Annotated in this window: 17 protein-coding genes and 1 pseudogene; 5 read left to right on the top strand and 13 right to left on the bottom strand. The window is 65.6% G+C overall.

What is annotated here, in order from left to right:
* Positions 1–512, top strand: a pseudogene (locus A3728_RS23120) (hypothetical protein); the annotation flags it as partial.
* Positions 513–566: 54 nt separating this feature from the next.
* On the opposite strand, the gene A3728_RS12385 reads toward A3728_RS23120, so the two are convergent.
* The 5 genes from A3728_RS12385 to argH all read right to left on the bottom strand — a co-directional run bounded on the left by A3728_RS12385 (position 567) and on the right by argH (position 6,601).
* Positions 567–3,185, bottom strand: coding sequence for a TIGR02302 family protein (locus A3728_RS12385; protein WP_067924034.1), 2,619 nt, complete (start codon positions 3,183–3,185; stop codon positions 567–569).
* Positions 3,186–3,218: 33 nt separating this feature from the next.
* On the bottom strand, positions 3,219–4,484 hold the full coding sequence (gene lysA / locus A3728_RS12390) for a diaminopimelate decarboxylase (RefSeq protein WP_067924036.1): 1,266 nt from the start codon (positions 4,482–4,484) through the stop codon (positions 3,219–3,221).
* A gap of 38 nt (positions 4,485–4,522) precedes the next feature.
* Positions 4,523–4,843: a DUF2834 domain-containing protein gene (locus tag A3728_RS12395; RefSeq protein WP_067924039.1), complete on the bottom strand. Its 321-nt coding sequence runs from the start codon at positions 4,841–4,843 to the stop codon at positions 4,523–4,525.
* A 181-nt stretch (positions 4,844–5,024) separates the two neighbouring features.
* Complete coding sequence (locus tag A3728_RS12400; RefSeq protein WP_067924042.1) at positions 5,025–5,213, bottom strand: hypothetical protein; 189 nt, start codon at positions 5,211–5,213, stop codon at positions 5,025–5,027.
* Complete coding sequence (argH, locus tag A3728_RS12405) at positions 5,210–6,601, bottom strand: argininosuccinate lyase (RefSeq protein WP_067924045.1); 1,392 nt, start codon at positions 6,599–6,601, stop codon at positions 5,210–5,212. The genes A3728_RS12400 and argH overlap by 4 nt, the downstream gene beginning before the upstream one ends.
* Positions 6,602–6,622: 21 nt before the next feature.
* Here argH and A3728_RS12410 point away from each other — a divergent pair, with 21 nt between their 5' ends.
* On the top strand, positions 6,623–7,192 hold the full coding sequence (locus A3728_RS12410; RefSeq protein ID WP_067924047.1) for a TlpA disulfide reductase family protein: 570 nt from the start codon (positions 6,623–6,625) through the stop codon (positions 7,190–7,192).
* Positions 7,193–7,201: 9 nt separating this feature from the next.
* Here the strand turns inward: A3728_RS12410 and A3728_RS12415 are convergent, their stop codons facing one another.
* From A3728_RS12415 to gap, 4 genes are all read right to left on the bottom strand, one after another.
* Positions 7,202–7,804, bottom strand: coding sequence for a hypothetical protein (locus tag A3728_RS12415; protein WP_067924050.1), 603 nt, complete (start codon positions 7,802–7,804; stop codon positions 7,202–7,204).
* A complete protein-coding gene (locus A3728_RS12420; protein WP_067924052.1) occupies positions 7,801–8,877 on the bottom strand; it encodes a Hint domain-containing protein in 1,077 nt (358 codons plus the stop codon). Before A3728_RS12420 ends, A3728_RS12415 begins: the two co-directional genes overlap by 4 nt.
* A gap of 162 nt (positions 8,878–9,039) precedes the next feature.
* Positions 9,040–9,957, bottom strand: coding sequence for a lipid A-modifier LpxR family protein (locus A3728_RS12425; RefSeq protein WP_067924054.1), 918 nt, complete (start codon positions 9,955–9,957; stop codon positions 9,040–9,042).
* Between the two features lie 210 nt (positions 9,958–10,167).
* Positions 10,168–11,163, bottom strand: a complete 996-nt coding sequence (gene gap, locus A3728_RS12430; RefSeq protein WP_067924057.1) for a type I glyceraldehyde-3-phosphate dehydrogenase — start codon at positions 11,161–11,163, stop codon at positions 10,168–10,170.
* A gap of 151 nt (positions 11,164–11,314) precedes the next feature.
* Here gap and A3728_RS12435 point away from each other — a divergent pair, with 151 nt between their 5' ends.
* Complete coding sequence (locus A3728_RS12435) at positions 11,315–12,160, top strand: TauD/TfdA dioxygenase family protein (RefSeq protein ID WP_067924060.1); 846 nt, start codon at positions 11,315–11,317, stop codon at positions 12,158–12,160.
* Positions 12,161–12,241: 81 nt separating this feature from the next.
* A complete protein-coding gene (locus A3728_RS12440; RefSeq protein ID WP_067924063.1) occupies positions 12,242–13,573 on the top strand; it encodes an aspartate aminotransferase family protein in 1,332 nt (443 codons plus the stop codon).
* Position 13,574: 1 nt separating this feature from the next.
* Here the strand turns inward: A3728_RS12440 and A3728_RS12445 are convergent, their stop codons facing one another.
* The gene (locus tag A3728_RS12445; RefSeq protein WP_067924065.1) at positions 13,575–13,961 is read right to left on the bottom strand and encodes a rhodanese-like domain-containing protein; all 387 of its coding nucleotides are present in this window, start codon (positions 13,959–13,961) and stop codon (positions 13,575–13,577) included.
* Positions 13,962–14,155: 194 nt separating this feature from the next.
* Here A3728_RS12445 and A3728_RS12450 point away from each other — a divergent pair, with 194 nt between their 5' ends.
* Positions 14,156–15,463: a hypothetical protein gene (locus tag A3728_RS12450; protein ID WP_067924067.1), complete on the top strand. Its 1,308-nt coding sequence runs from the start codon at positions 14,156–14,158 to the stop codon at positions 15,461–15,463.
* Between the two features lie 128 nt (positions 15,464–15,591).
* Here A3728_RS12450 and A3728_RS12455 read toward each other — a convergent pair whose 3' ends face one another.
* From A3728_RS12455 to A3728_RS12465, 3 genes are all read right to left on the bottom strand, one after another.
* Positions 15,592–16,419, bottom strand: a complete 828-nt coding sequence (locus A3728_RS12455; RefSeq protein ID WP_067924074.1) for a hypothetical protein — start codon at positions 16,417–16,419, stop codon at positions 15,592–15,594.
* Entirely contained in the window at positions 16,413–19,388 is a 2,976-nt protein-coding gene (locus A3728_RS12460) for a glycosyltransferase (RefSeq protein WP_067924077.1), read from the bottom strand. The genes A3728_RS12455 and A3728_RS12460 overlap by 7 nt, the downstream gene beginning before the upstream one ends.
* Positions 19,389–19,391: 3 nt before the next feature.
* Positions 19,392–20,602 (bottom strand): asparagine synthetase B family protein (locus A3728_RS12465; protein ID WP_236630489.1); only part of this gene is annotated, 1,211 nt, incomplete at its 5' end.

Below are 20,602 nucleotides of genomic sequence, written 5' to 3' on the forward strand. Positions count from 1 at the left end.
AAGACGAAGACGATACGGACGGCACAGCCGATCACGGGCCGGTGCATGCGCCCTTCGATTCCGACCGGGCGGACGCGGAGGCCCGCACGCGCGCCGCGCGCGAGCGTATGGCGCGGATGCGGGGCGAGCCGGCCGCGGACGACGCCGCGCATGCCGCCGCCATATCCTCCCGCAGGGACCTGCTGCCCGACATCGACGAAATCAATTCAACGCTGCGGTCATCGGGTACGCGCAGACCCCAGGACAAACACGCCCCGGCGGCGGCAGAACCTGCGACCGTTCGTCAAAAGCGGCGCGGCTTCCGCCTGGGCTTTGCCGCCATGCTCGCGCTGGGGGCCCTGCTCTTCGTGCTCTACGGATATGCGCCCGATATCGCGGAGGCGGTTCCGCAGGCAGACCCTTACCTGTCGGCCTATGTGGCGCAGGTAGATGCAGCACGGCTCTGGCTCGACGGTCAGGCGCAAGGATTGCTGCGCTGGCTCGATACGATCGCGCAACAGTCGGAAGCCTGATCTCTTTGCACCACGGGCTGGCGCCACCGCCCCCGCGGTGACGCCGGAACAGCTCTAGAACCTGTCCAGCAGCCGGTTGAGATAGTCGCGCTCGACCTCGGGGCGATCCGTCTCGCCTGAGCGGCGGCGGATTTCGTCCAGCAGGCGGCGGGCCCGGTCGTAGCCGTCCTCATCCAGCGCCAGCGGCCCGTCGCTGCTGGAATTGCCATTCCCACCCTGTTCCCGGCCCAGCGGATCACGCGCATCCGCGCGGCGGTCGGATTCCACGGTGCCCTGACCGGGCTGGCGTTCCTGTTCCTGCTGGGCCATCGCCTCCCCGAGGGAGCGTATGCCTTCGCGCAGCGCCTCCATGGCTTGGGCCTGATCGTCGATGGCTCCGGGCAAATCGCCCTGCCGCAGCGATTGTTCGGCATCGTCCATGGCCCGGCCCGCCCGGTCCAGCGCGTCGCGGGCGGCTTCGCCTTCGGCGGTGCCCTGACCGGGTAATTCGCTTTGCTGACGGTCCAGTTCTTCGCGCAGCGCCTGCTGCCGGTCTGCCAGATCGCCCTCGCTGGGTTCGGCGCCGGGCTGGCCGTTCTCACCCGGCTGATTCCGGCCATCGGCCTGACCCTGCCCTTGCCCCTGACCGTTCTGGCCCTCGTGGCTCTGGCCCCGGCCCTGCCCGCCGTTGCGGCCTTCGTTGCCTTGGCTTTCGCCCGCATTCGCACCGGGATTGAACTGTTCCTGCAGATCGCGGAACGCCTGATCGCTGAGGCCCTGTTGTTCGCGCAGCGTCTCCGACAACCCCTCCATCGCCTGTTCGCCGGGGTTCTGCCCGTTCTGGCCCGGCTGGCCTTCGGTGACGCGCATGTTCTCCATCAACTGCTGAAGCTCCTTGAGCGCCTGTTCGGCTTCGGCCATGCGGCCCTGTTCCATCAGCTCCTGTATGCGGTCCATCATGCGCTGCAGGTCATCCTGCGTCATCTGCATGGTCTCGCCCTGCTGGCCCTGCTGCTGCGGGTCGCCGCCCTGGCGTTCCTGCGCCTGTTGGCGCTGAAGCTGGCGCATGTATTCCTCTGTCGCGCGGCGTAGCTCGTCCATCAGTTCGGCGATTTCCTCGTCGGTGGCGCCGTTCTTCATCGCTTCGCTCAGCCGGTCCTGCGCGCGGCGCATCCGCTCCAGCGCATCGGCGAGCACGCCTTCCTCCAGTTCGATGGCAAGCGACCAGAGGTCTTCGGCAAGGTCTTCCTGTACGTCCTCGGCAATGCCGTAGCGGGCATGAACCTCAAGCCGGTCGATCAGCTTGCGCATCCGCAGCGCCGTGGTCTGGTTGCGGAAAATCTCCTCCGGGCGCCATGAGACGGCGCGCAGCACCTGCGACATGCGCGCCGCGTTGGTGCGGGACCACAGAAGATCGCGCCGCATCTCGATCACGGCGGCCGCCAGCGGGTCGAAGAAGCGCCGCCCGGGCAGCACCATCTCGGCCGGGGGGGCCATGCCCGATTGCTCGGCCGCATCGAGCACCGACAGCGATACCGTCACCGGCAGGTTGGCCCAGGGGTGTTTGGAGAAATCCGCGATCAGGTTTTCCTCGAACTGGTCGCGACTGCCGGTGATCGGGGTGGGCAGCGGAACAACGATTTCGGGGCGGGGTTCAGGGTCCACCGTCAGCCCGTAGCGGCGATCGACCGAGACGAGGTCGAGCGTGATCCGCGCCTCGCCCGCTTCGACACCGTAGTCATCCCGGGCGGCGAAGGGCAGACGCATTTCGCCCAAAGCTTCGACCTGCGGGGGGCCGACCACTTCGACATGGGGCGCCGCGTCCGGCAGCATGACCACGTTCCAGCTGCGCCCGCCGGGGCCGGAGACCGCGATTTCGCCGTTCTGAAGGACGGTGAAATCATGCGCGGTCCGTGGTGCGGCGTCTTCGGCGGGGACCTCCGCCCTGCCGGAAACGCTCTGGTTGACGTCCAGAGCACCGACTTCGCCATAAAGCCGCAGGGTGATCAACGTGCCCTCGGGCAGATAGAGATCGCCTTCGTCAAGGTCGTTGAGGTAGAGCGTGGGCTTGCCCGTATAGCGCGGCGGTTCCGCCCAGCCTTCCCAGACCGGCCCCTCCGCAAGGGTACCTGCCCCGCCCGGCGCCATCCCCGCGACGGTGCCCACCCGCCAGACGGACCCGAAGACAAGCGCCACCATGAAGGCCAGCACCGCCACATAGCGCAGCGCATAGGGGTCGCGGCGCGCGACCCGCAGATCGGCGGGAACGGGCCGCGCGGTCGCGGTACGTTCGGCCATGCGCTGCTTGTGCGCGCGCCAGACGGCCATGGAGGCCGGATCGGCCTGACCGATGGCCGCGTCATCCAGCAGGGCACGGATCGGGCGACCGGGCAGGCTCGCGTCCAGCCGTTCCAGCGCCTCTTCCCGGCTGGGCAGTCGCAGGCGCAGCACCGCAAAGGCCAGCGCCCCCAGAACACCTAGCGCGGCAAGGGCCATGCCCAGCCAGACCACTTCCAGCGGCAGGCTTTCATGCAGCCCCAGCATCAGCGCCGCCAGCACCAGCAAAAGAACGGTCATCAGCGGCCAGAGCGTCTGAACCGCGCGCTCCGCCGCCATGCCGAGGCGTGTCAGCCGCAGGGGCCTGCGCAGCGCATCCATGCTGCGCCGCATGTCGTTCGGGGTGAATGTCGCCATCGGGGCCTCCGGTGGCCGCACGGCATCATGCCGTCAGAGCCATTCGGGGATGGTATCGCGATTTATCATATCGTCAAAGGTGGGACGCGGGCGGATAACCGCGAATTGATCCCCTTTCACCATCACTTCGGGGATCAGGGGGCGCGAATTATACTCGCTCGCCATCACGGCACCGTAGGCACCGGCACTGCGAAACGCCACCAGATCGCCTGCAGACAGGGGCGGCATCATGCGCTGGCGGGCAAAGGTATCGCCGGTCTCACAGACCGGGCCGACAATGTCATAGGGCTGCTGCGCCACGCCTGCCTCCGGCTCCACCACGGGCACGATGTCATGGTAGGCGTCGTACATCGCGGGGCGGATCAGATCGTTCATAGCGCCGTCAAGGATCAGGAAATCGCGCCCCTCGCCCGACTTGAGGTAGATCACCTCGCTCACCATCAGGCCCGCGTTACCGGCGATCAGGCGGCCCGGCTCGATCTCGATCTCGCAATCAAGGTGCCCGAGCGTACGCTGGACCATGGCGCCATAGTCGGTGGGCAGGGGCGGGGCGGCATTGGACCGCTCATAGGGGATGCCCAGCCCCCCGCCGAGATCGAGCCTGCGGATATCGTGCCCGTCTTCGCGCAGCAGAACGGTAAGGTCGGCGACCTTGGCATAGGCCTGTTCGAACGGGGCCAGATCGGTCAACTGGCTGCCGATATGAACGTCGATGCCGATGACCTGAAGACCGGGCATGGCGGCGGCGCGGGCATAGACCTCCCGCGCGCGGGCGATGGGGATGCCGAACTTGTTTTCCGACTTGCCGGTCGCGATCTTGGCATGGGTCTTCGCGTCGACGTCCGGGTTGATGCGGATCGTCACCGGCGCGACCTTGCCCAGGCTGCGCGCCACGGCGTCCAGCATCTCCAGCTCCGGCTCGCTTTCGACGTTGAACTGGCGGATGCCGCCTTCAAGCGCCTGAGTAATCTCCTGCTTGGTCTTGCCCACGCCGGAAAAGACGATGCGCTCGCCGGGGACGCCGGCGGCACGGGCGCGCAGGTATTCGCCGCCCGATACCACGTCCATGCCCGCGCCGGCCTGCGCCAGCGTGCGCAGCACTGCCTGATTGGAATTGGCCTTCATCGCATAACAGACGAGGTGATCCATCCCCGCGAGGGCCGCATCGAACAGGCCGTAATGGCGCAGGAGCGTCGCGGTGGAATAGACGTAGAAGGGCGTGCCCACGGCCCGCGCGATATCGGCTACGGGAACGTCTTCGGCATGCAGCATGCCATCGCGATAAAGAAAGTGATCCATGCGCGGCACTTACGCAAAAGCGCCGCCCAGATCAATCGTCAGACGACGGGGCGGCTGCGCAGGAAGAGATAAAGCGGCAGGCCGAAGCTGACGCCGACCAGATAGGTCGCGGGGATGGCCAGTAGCGCCTCCCAGTTCCGCCGCACCGCAACCTCGGCGAAAATCCACAGGGTGAGCGCGATCGCGGCAATGGTCAGGTCCCAGACAAGGCCGCTGGTCGCGGCATTGGCGTGCCATGCTTCGATCATCGGGGCCAGCGCGAAGCCTTCGGCGCGGAACCACTGTATGAAATACCACATGGGGTGGATCGCGCCCCAGATCGCGAGGGCGAGGTAGGCCATCCGCAGCGGAGAGGGCATCAGAAGCGCCTCACCACCCCGACGGAGACATCCCCCGACAGGTGCACTCCCGGCTCCGTCGTGCTGGGCATCTGCTGGGGGGATGATGTCTGCTGCGGCGCGACACCGCTGCGGGGTTCAGATCTGTCCGCGCCACAGCCGGACAACGCTACCAAGAGAATTCCGAGGCAGGCGGTTGCCTTCACAGTCCCAGGCCCAGCGACAGGCTCAAGGGGCCGCGCGTGACCCCGAGGTTCGTGCTCACATAGGTTCCGGAGCTCGACAGGGTGATCTGGCTTTGTGCCGTGGGGCGGACAGGCTCGCCATCCGCACCGCAGGCCGCCAGTATGGGCAAAGCCGACAGCGCCAACAAAAGCCTCAGGGGGGTCATGACAGTATCTCCTTCCAGCGGGCGATCTGACGCCGCACCTGCTCCGGTGCGGTTCCCCCATAGGACATACGCGAATTCACGGAATTTTCCACGCCCAAGACACCGAAGACATCGTCGGTAATGTCGGCATGGGCGGATTTCATCTGATCCAGCGTCAGATCCGGCAGGTCGCAGCCCTGCTTTTCGGCAAGCGCCACCAGCGAGCCGGTGACGTGATGGGCATCGCGGAACGGCAGGCCCGCCACCCGGACGAGCCAATCCGCAAGGTCCGTCGCGGTGGAGAACCCGGCCCCCGCCGCACCGGCGAGCGCGGTTCGGTTGGCGGTCATGTCGCGCACCATTCCTTCCATCGCAGCGAGCGCCAGCATCAGGTTGTCGGCGGCGTCAAAGACCTGTTCCTTGTCTTCCTGCATGTCCTTCGAATAGGCCAGCGGCAGGCCCTTCATCACCATCATCAGCGCGGTGTTCGCACCGAAGATCCTTGCCACCTTTGCCCGGATCAACTCCGCCGCGTCGGGGTTCTTCTTCTGCGGCATGATCGACGAGCCGGTCGAGAACCGGTCCGACAAAGTCACGAACCGAAACTGCGCCGAGGACCAGATCACCAGCTCTTCAGCGAAGCGGCTGAGGTGCATCGCGCAGATGCTGGCGGCGCCAAGGAATTCCAGCGCGAAGTCACGGTCGCTGACGGCGTCCAGCGAATTGGCCGCCGGCCGGTCGAAACCGAGCGCCTCTGCCGTCATCTCCCGGTCGATGGGAAAGGAGGTGCCGGCAAGCGCCGCGGCCCCCAGCGGGCTTTCGTTCATCCGCGCACGGGCATCGCGCATGCGGCCCAGATCGCGCCCGAACATTTCCACATAGGCCATCATGTGATGACCCCATGTCACCGGCTGCGCGGTCTGCAGATGGGTGAAACCGGGCATGACCCAATCGGCCCCCGCCTCCGCCTGCCCCAGCAGCGCATCGATCAACGCGAGCAGACCGCTTTCGGCGGCATCCAGTTGATCGCGCACCCAAAGCTTGAAATCCGTGGCGACCTGATCGTTGCGCGACCGGCCCGTGTGCAGGCGGCCCGCCGCATCGCCGATCAGCTCCTTGAGGCGGGATTCCACGTTCATGTGAATGTCTTCGAGGGCAGCGGAAAAGGTGAAACGCCCTTCCTCGATCTCTGACAAGATCGTGAGAAGCCCTTCCCGAATGTCCTTTGCATCCTTATCACTCAGGATACCCGTGGCCGCCAGCATGGCGGCATGGGCCCGCGACCCGGCAATGTCCTGTGCGGCCATCCGCTTGTCGAAACCGATCGAGGCGTTGATCGCCTCCATGATCGCGTCCGGCCCGGCGGCGAAACGGCCACCCCACATCTTGTTCGAGGTCGTATCGGTCATTTGGCACCCTTGGAGGGAAGTATGAGGAAAACGGTTCTGGGCTTCGTGTATACGGCCCTCGTTCTGGGTGCAAACGCAGCCTTCGCCGATACCGATGAGGCCGCGCTGCTGGCCCTGCGCGACGGCGACATGAAGAAACTGATGATCCACGATGCGCCCAAGGCCACGTCGAACGCCAGTTTCCAACTGGCCGATGGCGCGGGGGAGGCCACGCTGGCGGATTATCAAGGCAAATACATCCTGCTGAATTTCTGGGCCACGTGGTGTGCGCCCTGCCGCAAGGAAATGCCGCAGCTCGAAGCATTGCAGAAGGAATTCGGCGGCGATGAGTTCGAAGTGCTGACGATCGCCACGGGGCGCAACACGCCCGAGGGGATCAAGCGTTTCTTCGAAGAGGCAGGGGTCGAATCCCTGCCCCGCCATCAGGATCCCCGGCAGGCGCTCGCCAGCCAGATGGGTGTTTTCGGTCTGCCGATCACAATCCTGATCGACCCCGAGGGACGAGAGATCGCCCGGCTGCGCGGGGATGCGAAATGGTACAGCGACAGCGCCCGCGCCATCGTGCGTGAACTGGTTGGCGCCGAAAGCTGATCCGCAACGCTAGCGGTAGATCGCGCGCAGCATGCGCAGGTCGAGCCGTTTGCCCGTGCCTTCATGGATGAACCAGCCGCGTTTGATCCACCCCATGCGGTCCAGTTTTGCCATGCCTTCCAGACGCAGGCCCCCGGGCCCTTCGATCACATAGGTGAAGCCGCCGAGGATCGGCGTGGTGATGCGCCGCCGCTGTTCCCGCCTTCCGTCCGGGGCGATGCGGGTATAGGTGCATTCGCCCACGGTACGCATGCAGCGATGCGGCTCGAACCGGGTGACGGCCCCGTCTGAATCGACCTGACGGACGATCTGGCCCCGGTCGTCGAGAAACAGGCTGCCAAGGCTTTCGCCCGTCCGCGTCCGACCGGCGAAACTGCGCAGCTCCCACAATCCGTCATGGCGGCCTTCGTGCACATGGGTAAAGACCTCGCCCGCCGAATTGGCGATTGTCACGACCGATCCGATGCCGATCTTCGCCATGTGCATGGCGATGTCGCTTTCCCCCTGCCCCGGTTCGACCGCCCCGGCGATACCGCCCCAGCAGATGAGCACCAATGCAATCAGCCCGCGCCAACCGGGGCGAACCCGTCCGGCGCGGGCCGAAGCCGTCATGCGACCGCGTGGCTGAGGATCGCCGCCTCTGACGTCGACAGGTTGCGCCGGGCAAAGCTGCCATAGGTATGCGGATCGAACTCCAGCTGCGGATGTTCGGCCAAAAGGCGGCTGCGGTCGTCCGCGCCCAGCACGCTGAGCGCCGCGTTCGCGGGGTGGAAGCTTTCCGTCTCCATCCCGTTGGCCCAGAGCACCTGATGCTCTTCGAAGAGCAGGTGGATATAGGTCACCTCGCGCACCTTGAGATCGACGGTGACGTTGACCCCGTCGATCAGGTCCTTCGCGGCGACGAGGACTTCGTCGGTATTGAAGAGATCCATCGCTTCGGGGCCGGTAAAGACGATGCGATGTTCGGGCGACACCAGCAGGTCGTCATCGGGGCATGTATCGCCGAAGGTCCCGGCGCGCAGCCGCACGGGCCGCAGACGCGGCAGCGCGAAAAGTCGCGCACCGCTCATCCGGCGGCCACCGACCCATTGCACGGGCTGCGCACCGTTGTCCTTGGTCTGTACCAGATCCCCGGCGCGGACATCTTCGATCGCGATGGTGCCCGAGGCCGTGCGGATGCGCGTGCCGGGGGTGAAGCAGATCACGCCGCCGTCCCCCTGCCACTGCGTTTCATTGCGCAGCGCACCCAGCGAATGATGCACCACCCAGAGATCGCAGTTGCGCGGCGGCAGCTCATCCAGAAACATCAGCAGCGGGCGGTTGCCCTTGCCGAGTTCGATGATGGTGACCGTGAAACTCTGCGCCCCGTCGGTGACAACAAAGCTGTTGTCCATCAGCGGGGTGCTGTCCTTGTCGAAGATCGCCTTGGGCACTGTCGGCAGATCTTCTTCGAGTGCCGCGCCCACAAGGCGATGCACCATGCGTGCCGCCCGCTTGCGTAAATTTTCCGCACCGTCTGCCTGATCCAGTCGCAAAACATCCGACGGTCCATCCACCCGAATGGCGTCTCCGCGCCATGCCCACGCCGCGCCAACGTTGAGGTTGTGCAAGGGTGCGGCATCCAGACCGTCAATTTCAGTTTGCGACCAGCTGATGACAAACGTGCCCCGAAAGCCCGTTTTCATATGCTGTTGCCTGCCTCAGAGTGTTTTTATTGAGGCGAACCTAGCAGGCACAATTGAAATGGGAAAGTTCAATTTCGACGATTCATCAATGTGTTGCAATTTAAGGTTAACGCAACTTCCGCGCGTGGGTATTTAGGTAAGGAACGCCCTGTAACCTATTGTTCAGAAATCGAGATTTATCGAAAGCGACCCTACGACCTGATCGTCGGATTGCCGTTCGAACTCTTTTCCGAGCCAGGTCAGACCATAGAAGGCCGAAGCCCGTTCGCCCTGCCAGTGAACGCCTGCCCGCACCCGGTCCCTTGTCTGGGTGAGCGTGAATCCACGACCCTCGGGCAGCAGAACACTGTCGGTCACATGGGCGATATCCGCGCCCAAAGTCAACGAAAGCCCGGCCGCTTCGGGGTCACGTGACGTGCGGTAACGATGCCCGGTGGAGGCGTCACGCGCCGTCAGCCCGCCAAAGCCGAAATCCCCGAACGACAGGTCAAGCCCGGCCCGGACCAAGGTTTCCACACCGGCGCGCCCTTCGACAAAGGGAATCACCCGCAGCGCCGGGGCCACGACAACGGGGCGCGCCGCTTCGGCCACCAGCGTGGGATGCACGCCATCGTCGATCTGTGCGGCCAGCGTGGCGGCGGAGGGGGCCGAAGCGCCCAGCGCCTCGTGGAATTCCTTCTGCAAGCGGCCCACGCCGGTCCCCTCCCCGGTAAAGACGAGATCACCGCCGATCGACAGTTCAACCTCCCCCCGCCGGAAATGGGTGTGCACCCCCGCGGTCAGAATCCCGGCATAGGGGCGGTCGTCTGCCGCCGGGCGGCGCAGGTTGCGCGGCCCCAGCGCCTCCAGCCCGAGACGCAGCTCGATCACCTCTCCGAACCGGGGGGCGCGCGCCGACGCGTCGGCGGGGCCGAAGGTGAAGGACGAGACGAGCGAACCGCTGCGCCAGCGGTCCCCGCCATCGCCTAGGAAATCATTCGTCAGCAGCCCGCCGTAGCCGAGGTAGACACGTTCCTGCGCGCTGGTGGAAACGGGAAGGAGGCATAGCACACAAAGTGCCAGAGTCTTGAATCGGAGCATGTGTCGGCCTGCCGTCTGGTGCCCCCCCGGGCGACAGAAGCTCTAGGTCGATTCGCCTTTGACGCATAGTGCGCGCCCGCAACACTCGCTATGAATGCAAAGACGCGCTGCCCCACGGGGGCCGTCTGGCTGCCACGATTGGCCCATGGCGAGCGGACGGGTGGGTTTCGAGGGCCGCGTGACCGTGCGTTATCGCGACCCCCGAAAACTTCAGCCCAGCTGCATCATATGGCGGGCAACGTCGTTCATCCGATTCGCGAATCCCCATTCATTGTCGTACCACGACACGACGCGCAGCATGCCGCCATCGGTAACGCGGGTCTGGTCAGCCGCAAAGCAGGAAGAATGGGGATCGTGGTTGAAATCCGCCGATACCAGCGGGTCGGTCTCCACACACAAGACGCCGCGCAACTCGCCCTCCGCCGCCTCGCGCATGGCGGCGAGCACCTGCTCGGGATCGGCTTCCTTGCGCAGCATCACGCAGAGATCGACCAGCGAGACGTTTGCCGTGGGCACCCGTATGGCGGAGCCTTCGAGCTTTCCTTCCAGCGCCGGTATCACCTCGGATATCGCAGCGGCGGCCCCGGTCGACGTGGGGATCATCGACAGCGCCGCGGCCCGCCCCCGGCGCAGGTCGCGATGCGGCTTGTCGTGGGTAGGCTGGTCCCCGGTGTAGGAATGGACCGTGGTCATATAGCCGGTTTCGATCCCGAAATTGTCATCAAGCACCTTGGCCACGGGGGCGAGGCAGTTCGTGGTGCAGGAAGCGTTGGAAACGATCACATCCTCGGCGGTCAGATCCCGGTGGTTCACGCCGAAGACGACCGTACGGTCCGCCCCCTTCGCCGGGGCGGAGATAAGGACCCGGCGCGCGCCGTTCTTCAGATGCTCCTCCGCCTTGTCACGACTGGTGAAGAGCCCCGTGCATTCGTAAACGACATCGACATCGTCCCAGGGCAGTTTCGCCGGTTCACGCTCCGCCGTCATCCGGATCGTCTGCCCCGCGACCAGAAGCCGATCGCCTTCCAGCCGCGCGTCGGCGCGCAGCCGTCCATGGACCGAATCGTATTTCAGCAGGTGCAGCAGCGTTTCAGGCGGGGCGAGGTCGTTGACCGCAACCACTTCGATACCGTCGAAACCCCGTTCGATCAGCGCGCGCAGCACGCAGCGCCCGATGCGGCCAAATCCGTTGATCGCGATTTTCATGCTGTTCCCCTCATTCCCGCATAGCGTCAACTTTGGCGAGCACTCTCGTGCCTACTTGTTAGCGCTAACATAGCGCCGCGCCGATCATGCTTCAACACCCGATTTGAATTTCGCATCCCCGCCCCTAGTCTGGCAAGGAAAGGAGAGAGCCATGCGTATCGAACGACTGACCGGCTTCGTCGGGGCCCGGGTTGCAGGGGTGGACCTGAAGGCCGAATTGTCAGGTGACGCCCGTGAAGCGTTGCTCGAGGCCCTATCGGCACACCAGATGCTGGTCTTCCCCGGTCAGCATCTCGATCTCGCAGCGCAAAAGCGTGTCACCGCGTTGTTCGGAGACCCCATGCAGCTGCCCTATGTGGAGCCGCTCCCCGAAGACCGGGAGGTGATCGCGGTTCTGAAAGAGGCGACAGAGACGAACGTAGGTGTCTTCGGCGGGGACTGGCATTCGGACTTCAGCTTTCTGCCCAATCCGCCTGCGGGGTCGGTGCTCAACGCCGTGGAAATTCCGGCCGTCGGCGGCGATACGCTCTGGGCGTCGCAGGTTGCGGCCTACGAATCGCTCCCCAAGGGGCTGCGCGCCATCGTGGATGGGCGAAAGGCCGTCCATGTGGGTGCGCCCTATGGCGTCGCACATGCCCCACCCGAGGACAGCCGCAGCGGGGCATCCATCCGCATGACACGCGGCGATCCCAGCGCGGATGAGGAACGCTTTCATCCCGCAGTGGTGACCGACCCGCGCAGCGGACGGCGGGCGCTCTTCGTCAACCCCATCTATACCACGCGCCTCGACGGGATGGATCACGCGGAAAGCGCGCCGATCCTTGCTGAGCTTTTCCACCACGCCACCCGGCCCGACATCTGCTGCCGCCTCAAATGGCAGGCGGGGGAGCTTTGCGTCTGGGACAACCGCATGAGCCTGCATTACGCCACCAATGACTACGACGGTACCCGCCGCCTGCTCTACCGCACGACTTGGTCCGGCGAACCGCCCGCCTGATTGCCACGGCCCGGAGAATCGCAACTTGCCGTTGCGCCACCCCGGACGGTAAACTGCGCCCGACACACCAAAGGATCCGTGATGAGCCATGTCCTGCGCCGTACCCTCACCGGGGATCAGCCCGTCATCGTCCGGGGCGAGGGCGCCTATCTGATCGACAGCGCGGGGAACCGCTATCTCGATGCCTGTGGCGGCGCGGCGGTATCCTCGCTCGGCCATGACAACAGGCGGGTGCGGGACGCGATCCGCGATCAGCTTGAAAAGCTGTCGTTCGCCCATACCGGCCTTTTCACCAACGAACCCGCCGAAGCACTGGCGGACCACCTTGTGGCACGGGCGCCCGCAGGCACCGGCGAAGGCCGGGTGATGTATCTCGGCAGCGGGTCCGAGGCGATGGAAGCCGCGCTGAAACTGGCCCGGCAGTACCATCTGGAACGCGGCGATACCGGCCGCACAAAGATCATCGCCCGCGCCCCCAGCTATCATGGCAATACCCTTGGCGCGCTGGCCGTGGGGGGCCATGCTGGCCGGCGCGCGCCTTTCGCGGCGATGCTGATGGACGTCTCGCACATCGATGCCGCCTATGCCTACCGGATGCGCAAGGACACCGAGACGGAGGATGAATTCGCCACACGTCTTGCCGCCCAGTTGGAAGAGCGCATCGTCGCGCTCGGCGCGGAGACGGTCGCGGCCTTCGTGGCGGAACCTGTCGTGGGTGCCTCGCTCGGCTCGCAACCCGCGCCACCGGGGTATTTCACACGGATACGCGAAATTTGCGACCGTTACGGAGTGCTTTATATCGCGGATGAGGTCATGTGCGGCATGGGCCGGACCGGAACGCTCTACGCCTTGGAGCAGGAAGGTATCTGCGCCGATATCACCACCATGGCGAAGGGGCTCGGCGCAGGCTATCAGCCCATCGCGGCGGTGCTGGCCAGTGAAAAGGTGGTGCGCCCCATCCTCGCGGGCAGCGGGCGGCTGTGGAACGGTCATACCTATATGTCCCACGCGACCGCCACGGCCGGATCGCTCGCCGTGATGCAGGAGATCGATGAACGGAACCTGCTGGGAGCCGTCAAAACCCTCGGCGCCCGGTTGCGCGAGAACCTGACCGAACGGCTGGGGGATCATCCCCACGTGGGGGACATTCGCGGGCGCGGGCTGTTCTGGTCCTTCGAACTGGTCGCGGACCGGTCCACCAAGGCGCCCTTCCCCGTGGGCCGGAACGTGGCGGGGCAAATCCAGCGCCGCGCCATGGAAGCCGGGGTGGTCTGCTATCCCTCGCAGGGCTGCGCGGATGGAACAGCAGGGGACCATGTTCTGCTGGCCCCCTGCTTTACCTCCACCGAAGCGGAGATCGACCTGATCGCACATACCATGGCAGAGGCGGTCGCGACCGAACTGCCGGGCTAGATCACTCCGGCGCGTTCTCCATGCGCTTGGGCGCGCCGCTGGGCATATCCGTCCCGATATAGGGCTGGTTGTCCTTCTTCCATTTGCCGAACCCGCCCTCCAGGTGGGCAATGCTCTGCGCGCCCGCTTCGAGCACCTTGCGTGCCATCTTTCCCGACCGCGCGGAGGAGCCGCACATCAGCACGATCGGCTTTTCGCGCTGGCTGGGCAGGTAATGCGGATCGAAGAAAGCCATCGGAAAGAGCAGTGCCCCTTCGACATGCTCGAAGGCATATTCGGCTGGCGTGCGTACATCGATCAGCACGATTTCGCCCTTCTTCATGGCGGTCGCGACCTCTTCCGGGGTCCATGTCTCCAGTGTTTTTCCGTCAATGTCTTCGGTCTGCATGGCTCTTTCCTTCGTTCTGTTGGTCCGGGATCGCCCGGGACCGGTACAACCATAACGGACGGCGCGCCCCGGTGTTCCAAGAGAGGGTGGCCGCCGCTGAGGCGGGATTGTGACATGTCTTGTTTACCTGTGTTCACGCCCCGTTAACCAAAAGAACGCAGCATCAGAACATCTGACAAGGGAGTCCGGCTGCAATGGGCGAAATGAGGGAGGTCGCGGAGGAAGAACGTATCGCCAACTGGCGGGCGGAACGACAGGCCGTGGGGGAGCGGGAGCGGCAGGAACGCATCCGCCAAAGGCAGGAGGAAGCCCGCGCCGCGGAACTGCGCCGACAGGAAGAAGCGGCACGCCTGCTGCCCGATCCGCGAGAGATCGAGGCGGAGCGCGCGCACCTTTTGCGCCGTGCGCGCATGCGCCGGGGGCGGACGCTGGCCGCCTTTGCAGTCTTCGTCGTGCTGCCGACGCTGCTGATCACTCTTTATATGGCGCGGATTGCCACACCGCTGTTCGAAGCACGCTCCGTCACCGCGATTTCATCGGCGGCGCCACAGGAACAGGCGGGCAACAGTGGAATATTCACCGGGGGGTTGGCGGCGGGCCCCAGCCTTGAAAAGACCTTCATGGCGCATGAATACCTTCGGTCGCGCGCGCTGCTCACGAAGCTGGAGGATGATACCGGTTTCGTGACCCGGCTGTCGGGGCCGCAGATGGACCCGCTGCGCCGCGCGCGGTCCTATCCGGTGCTGGGGCTGGACCGGCTGGACATGATGGCGCGTTTCCTGCGCGCCGCGGTGGATATTCAGAGCGGTCTGCTCACCATCCATGTCAGCGATGTCTCGCCCGAACAGGCGCGCATCACGTCCGACCAGGTGCTGGTGCTCTTGGGGCAGCACATAAATGCGCTGTCGCAAGAGCTTTTCGCCCGCCGCGTGGCCCAGTCCGAAACGGCGGCGGCAGATGCGCGGCGCGAACTTCTGCAGGCGCAGCGGGCGCTCACGCAGCTTCAGATCGACAGCGGCGAAGCGGATCCGAGAACCCGGGTCGATGCGATCTATGCGTCGGTCGGGCAGCTGCGGACGGAGGTGGAGGAAACACGTTCGAAAATCGCGACGCTGGAGGTTGCGAACCGAAGTCAGAACTACGCAGTGGGGCGACTGCGCGAACTGGAATCGCGGCTGACCCAAAGGATCACCGACCTGCGCCGACAGCTTTTCGAAAGCGCGAACGGCACCTCGCCGCTCAATGCCCTGTTGCTGGAACATGAACTTGCAACGCTGAGGGTGGAGATTGCGCAGGAGACACTCTCAGGGGCGCTTGCAGCCTTGTCACAGGCCAGAAAGGAAGCCGAACTGGGCCGCAGCCAGTTCCAGATCGTCGTCCCCCCACGCACCGCCGCCGTGGCGACGGACCCGAACCTTCTGCGGATCGCCCTTTTGTGTTTCGTGACGCTGGCCACGGCCTTCGGCGTTGCAAAACTGCTGCGCGCGGGCCGTGTCGATTGATAGGTAGTGTTCTCTGGCGGTCTTCGGCCGTCAGCATCCGGGCCGGCAGCGAACCTCGCGATAGTCGCCATATCTGACCTTCGACAGGTCGGCCCCCGTCCGCCAAGCGGCACAATCAGGGCCACAAATCACGCCGGGTCGTGCAGCATCGCGTCCTGCGTCATGGGCCGAAACCAGTCGCGGAACCATTCATGTACCAATGCGCGGGCAAAAACTTCGGTGTAATGGGCAAGACCACTGCTTTCGTCCGCGATGGCCCGTCCCTGACCCATGCGCCGCATCGCCTGCGTCGGATCGCATAGGGGCAGATCGAGCCGCCGCGCCACTTCGCACACCTGCCGGATAAAGACATCGCGGCCGTTCAGGCTCTGCCCATTGGGCAATTTCGCATCCACATGCGACACGATGAGCAGTCTGCCAAGCCCGTCCTTCAGTTGTGCAAGGTCACGCTCCAGCATCCCGGCATCGCAGAACTGCAGTTCGATCCGTTCCAGCACGGCGGCCTCTTTGCGCTGGCGTGCCGTCGCCCCCCAAACGTCGCCGAGGAAATCGCGCATGGCCATCCGGTCACGCGCCCGGCAGAGGCGCATATAGGCGAGCGTGCGCGGAACATCCGCGAAGAAGTCGGCGAAATGGCGGCGCAGGTAGTTCAACTGCACGAATTCGCCGTCCAGCGCGAAAGTCTTGGCGGAAGAAACCTCGACCACGTAGATATCACTTTCTTGGTGGCTCTCGGCGTTCTTGACCGCCAAGGGCGTGCCGGGGGCGATCAGCGGCCATACCTCCGTCGAGGGGGTATATTCGCCTTTGAGGTAGCGCATCTGCTGCACCGCTTCGGAGGCGGAATGGGAATATCCGTAAAGCCTGCCGCCATTGATGGCGTAGCCCAGTTCTTGGCGGCCCAGTCGCAGGGGCGTCGCGATGCGGCAGGAACCGATTGGGGTGATCGTCAGCATAACGGGGTGCTCCCTTTATTGGCGGGGCCGGTGCGCGGGCCGTAGAAGTGGCCCAGATCCTCGATCAGCCGGGAAAGACCAAAGCGGGCCTCCACATGCTGGCGGGCGGCGCGGCCCATGGCGGCGCTGCGGGGCCTGTCGGCAAGAAGCTTCGCGATTTTCCGACCCAGTTCCTGCGGGGGTGCTTCGCCCAGCGCGAGGCCGGTTTTCCCCGGGGCGATGGTTTCGGCCGCACCGCCCACGTCCATGGTGACAACGGGGCGCCCCATGGCCTGCGCTTCGATCAGCACATTGGGCAGGCCTTCGGTCACCGAGGACAGAAACAGCATATCCATCGCCTTCATCCACGGCTCCACCGGGCTGCGACGACCGGCGAAATGGATGCGGTCGGACAATCCGGCGCGGGCGACGTGGTCCATCACCTCCTGGCGCATCGGCCCGTCCCCCACGATAAGACCGTGAAGATCGGGCTGTCGCCGGGCCGCGGCAATGGCGACCTTTGCCCAGAGATCGGGGCGCTTGACGCTGGAAAACCGCATGACCCCGCCCAGTACCGGTGCCGCGGGCGGTATGCCCAGCTCCGCACGCAACCGGCCCTGCGGCACCGCGGCGGCACGATCGTTCATGGCGGCGAAATCGTAACCGTTGTAGAAGACCTGCACGCGCCCTTCGGGCAATCCGAGCCAGTTTTCGTAATCCCGCGCCCCGTTGGCGGAGTTGTTCACGATCACCACGTCGCCTGCGTAGCGGTCCAGCGCGCGATAGCCTGCCCGCAGGAAACGACGATAGCGACGTATCTCTGCCGGTCGGGTGGAACGGGTGCAGAGCACGATCCGCCCGACTCCGGCCAGCATCGCCGCCATGCCCCCCGCGACCGCAATGGCGTCCTGCCACAGATGCACGACACGGGGCCTGTTGCGCACGCACAAGACGTAAAAGGGCAAGGCCACCCGCGCGATCTTTGGCGGCAGTGCCGACAGAGTGCGCACGGCCTCGGCATGCTGAGGGGCCTCTGCCAGCAGGCCGCGGATGGCGCCCCCTTGGTGCATCGCGGCGAGTTCGACGGGGGCGATACCGGCTGATCGGACCTCTTCCAGAAAGAAGTCATTGCCCTGCAGGGGATCGAGCGAATTGACGGCCAGCGTGACCGGCTCGGCCCCCGGCCCCCGGTCCGAAAGGCCCTGCATGCTGTAGGTCACCTGACGTTCCGCCCCGCCTGCGCCGAGGTTGGAGGTCAGCACCAAGATACCGGAGCGTCCCGGCGAAAGATTGGGTCTGGAGCAGGCGGCAATGGCGTCGAACAGCCTGTCGGGGAACCGACCGGGAACCGGGGCGGGCACCATGGGCTGCGCGCTGGCCGATGCCCGGCCAACCGCCCGGAAGGCGGCGGTGCACCGGGCGGCAGCCCCCGCCATGCCGGGGGAGCGGCGTTCCGGTTGCAATCTATCCAGCATCTCCAGATGCGACCACGCCCGCGCGTAGCTGCCTGCCTCCATGCAGATGTCGACGGCGCGGGATATTGTGCGGATGTCCGAAGGCTCCGCCCGGACGGCACGGTCGATCAGCCGCAAGGCGCGCTCCAGCCGCCCGGCGGCCTGTTCGATCCATGCGACATCGGCAAGCGTCGCGGCCTCGGCCGCGCCCAGCCGTTCCAGCGCCTGATCGGCAAGGCGACGCGCCTCTTCGACCCGGTTACACATCCACGTATGATAGACGCAGTTCCGCCAGAGCACCGCCGACCGGGGCGCGCGCTCGATAGCACTGCGGTAGAAGGCGGCCCCCGCGTCCCTGTCTTTTCGGGCCAGAAGCCCCCCGACAGCGTGCAGCAGGCCCGCGTCCTGCGGAAGCTGGGCGAGTGCCGCTTCTGCCGCGGCAAGCTGGAGATCGTCGGATGCGTTCGCGTCCCTGAGGATTGCCATCCGCAGCCGCAGAGCCTCGACATGCTCGGGCGCGGCTTCGAGCGCGGTATCCACAAGGGCGCGCGCTTCTTCAAGCGCTGCGATTTCACGCAGATGGCGGGCGAAGGCGATCTGCAGCGCGATGTTGCGGGGCTGCGACCGAAGCAGCGCCTCGAAAACCTCGCGGCCCGCACCCGGCTTTTGGAGATGGGCGGCGCGTGCACGCAGATGGGCGCGGCGGGCCGGGGTGAGCGCTTTGCCATGATCTTCCAGCAGGGCGATGGCCTGCCCGGGATCGCGGTCGGCGATGGCGAGACGTGCAAGCTGTGCGACCGCTTCGGGGTGGTCGGGGGCGTCCTGCCGCACTGCTTCGTAATGGCGCCGGGCGGTCGCTTCGTCCTTCTGGGCGGCGGCGTTTCGCGCCAGCGCCAGCCGGGCGCGGGTGGCCATTGGGCCGTTCAACAGCGGCTCCAACGTGATGCGGGCCGCCTGCCATGCTTGCTTCTGGCCAAGGGCGCGGGCGATCAGCCATGCGCGCTCGGGGTCGTCAGACGGTGGTGCCGTCCGCGCAAGAACAAGGGCCCGGCAGGCGTAGCCCGCTGCCAGCCATGCCTCTGCCAGCGCGAGGATCAGGCCCGATGGGACGGGGGCGTCTTGGCGGGCGGTGGTGGTAAGCTTCTCAGCGGCGGGAAGATCGCCGCGTTCCAACAGGATGCGCAGCCGATATCGCGTCGCCTCCATGCGGTGGCGGTTTTCGTGCAGGACGGTCGCGCGGTCGCAGAAGCTTTTGGCGGCGAGCCAATCCTGCGATTTGAACAGTGCCGCCACATGGCGGCGCACAGGACCGATTGCCGTCGGATCGGCGTTGTGCAGTTCAAGCCAATGGCGGGCGACTTGAGGCCAGTCCTCCATCCGCTCGGCGGCGCGGGCAGCGGCCTCGCGCGCTGCGGTATTTTCGGCCTCTGCGGTCAGAAATACCTCGAAACACCGCAGGGCCGCCGGGTAATCGCCGCCCTGCAGGCAGGCCAATGCCCGGGTGAGAGAGCGCGCGCCTGTGAAATCCTGCGGCATGGGTCAGCCCGCTGCCTGCAGGGGGGCGGCGCGCCCGGCCATGGGATCAAGCCCGGTCAAGGGCGCGGGTACGCCCGGGTCCATGTGTGTCAGATGCCAGAGTTCCAGCATCAGCAGGTTCCACAACCGGGTGCCGTGATCCTCCCGCCCGGAAAGGTGCCGGTCGAGCATCAGATCGACAAAGCCAGGGCGCATGTAGCCGCGATTGCGGAAACGCCCGCTTGTCAGCAGATCGCCGGTAAAATCGCGCAGGCTGCCGCAAAGCCAATGCTTGACCGGGACGGAAAAGCCCTGCTTTTCACGCTGAAGAATCTCCCCCGGCAGGACGCGACGCAAAGCATATCTAAGCAATGCCTTGGGCTGCATTCCCCCCGCCCCGTCCGAAAGACGCAGCGCGGCGGGCAAGGATGCGGCCCAATCCGCAAATTCATGATCGAGAAAGGGGCTACGGCCTTCGAGACCGGCGGACATCTGGGCGATATCGGCCTTGACCAGCAGGTCATCCGGCAGGGCCGTGCCGGTTTCGACGCGCGCGGCGATTTCTGCCGCCGTATCGGGCATCGCGGTTTCGAGCAGCGCCGGAAGGGCGTCGCCTGCCGGGGTCAGCAGACCGTCCGCAAGGGCGGGGCCGAGGCCCCATTCAAGATGTCGCTGGCGGAAGACGGCCAGACGGTCGGCATAGAAATCCCGCAGCAAGCGGGGGGAGCGGTCAGCCTGTGCGAGATCGGCCCCGAAGCGGAGATAGCGGCTGTAGCCGAGGAAAAGCTCATCCCCGCCATCGCCCGTCATGGCCACACCGAGATGCGCGCGCATATGGCGGGCCATGGCCATGGTCACCAGCGCCGATGAATCCGAGAACGGTTCATCATAATGCCAGGCCACATCGGGGAGCAGCCGGGCCAGGCTGTCATCCATGGTAAAGGTACGGTGGCGGGTCCCAAATAGGCGGGAGACGGCGAGGGCATGGGGGCTCTCGTCATAATCCGGCCGATCGAAACCGGCGCAGAAGGTCTGCAAGGGTTGCGTCATCCGGGGGGCGAGCCGGGCGACAATGGCCGAACTGTCGATCCCGCCCGAGAGCATGGCACCGATGGGCAGCTCCGCCCGCTGGCGTATGGCGATGGCCTCATCCAGCCGTTCGAGGAGTTCGCCCGCTGCATCGTCCCGGCTCAGCCCAGCCTTGACCGGGTCGACAGGTGCAAGCGACCAATAGC

Source organism: Sulfitobacter sp. HI0040, from assembly GCF_001634885.1.
Lineage (GTDB): Bacteria > Pseudomonadota > Alphaproteobacteria > Rhodobacterales > Rhodobacteraceae > Sulfitobacter.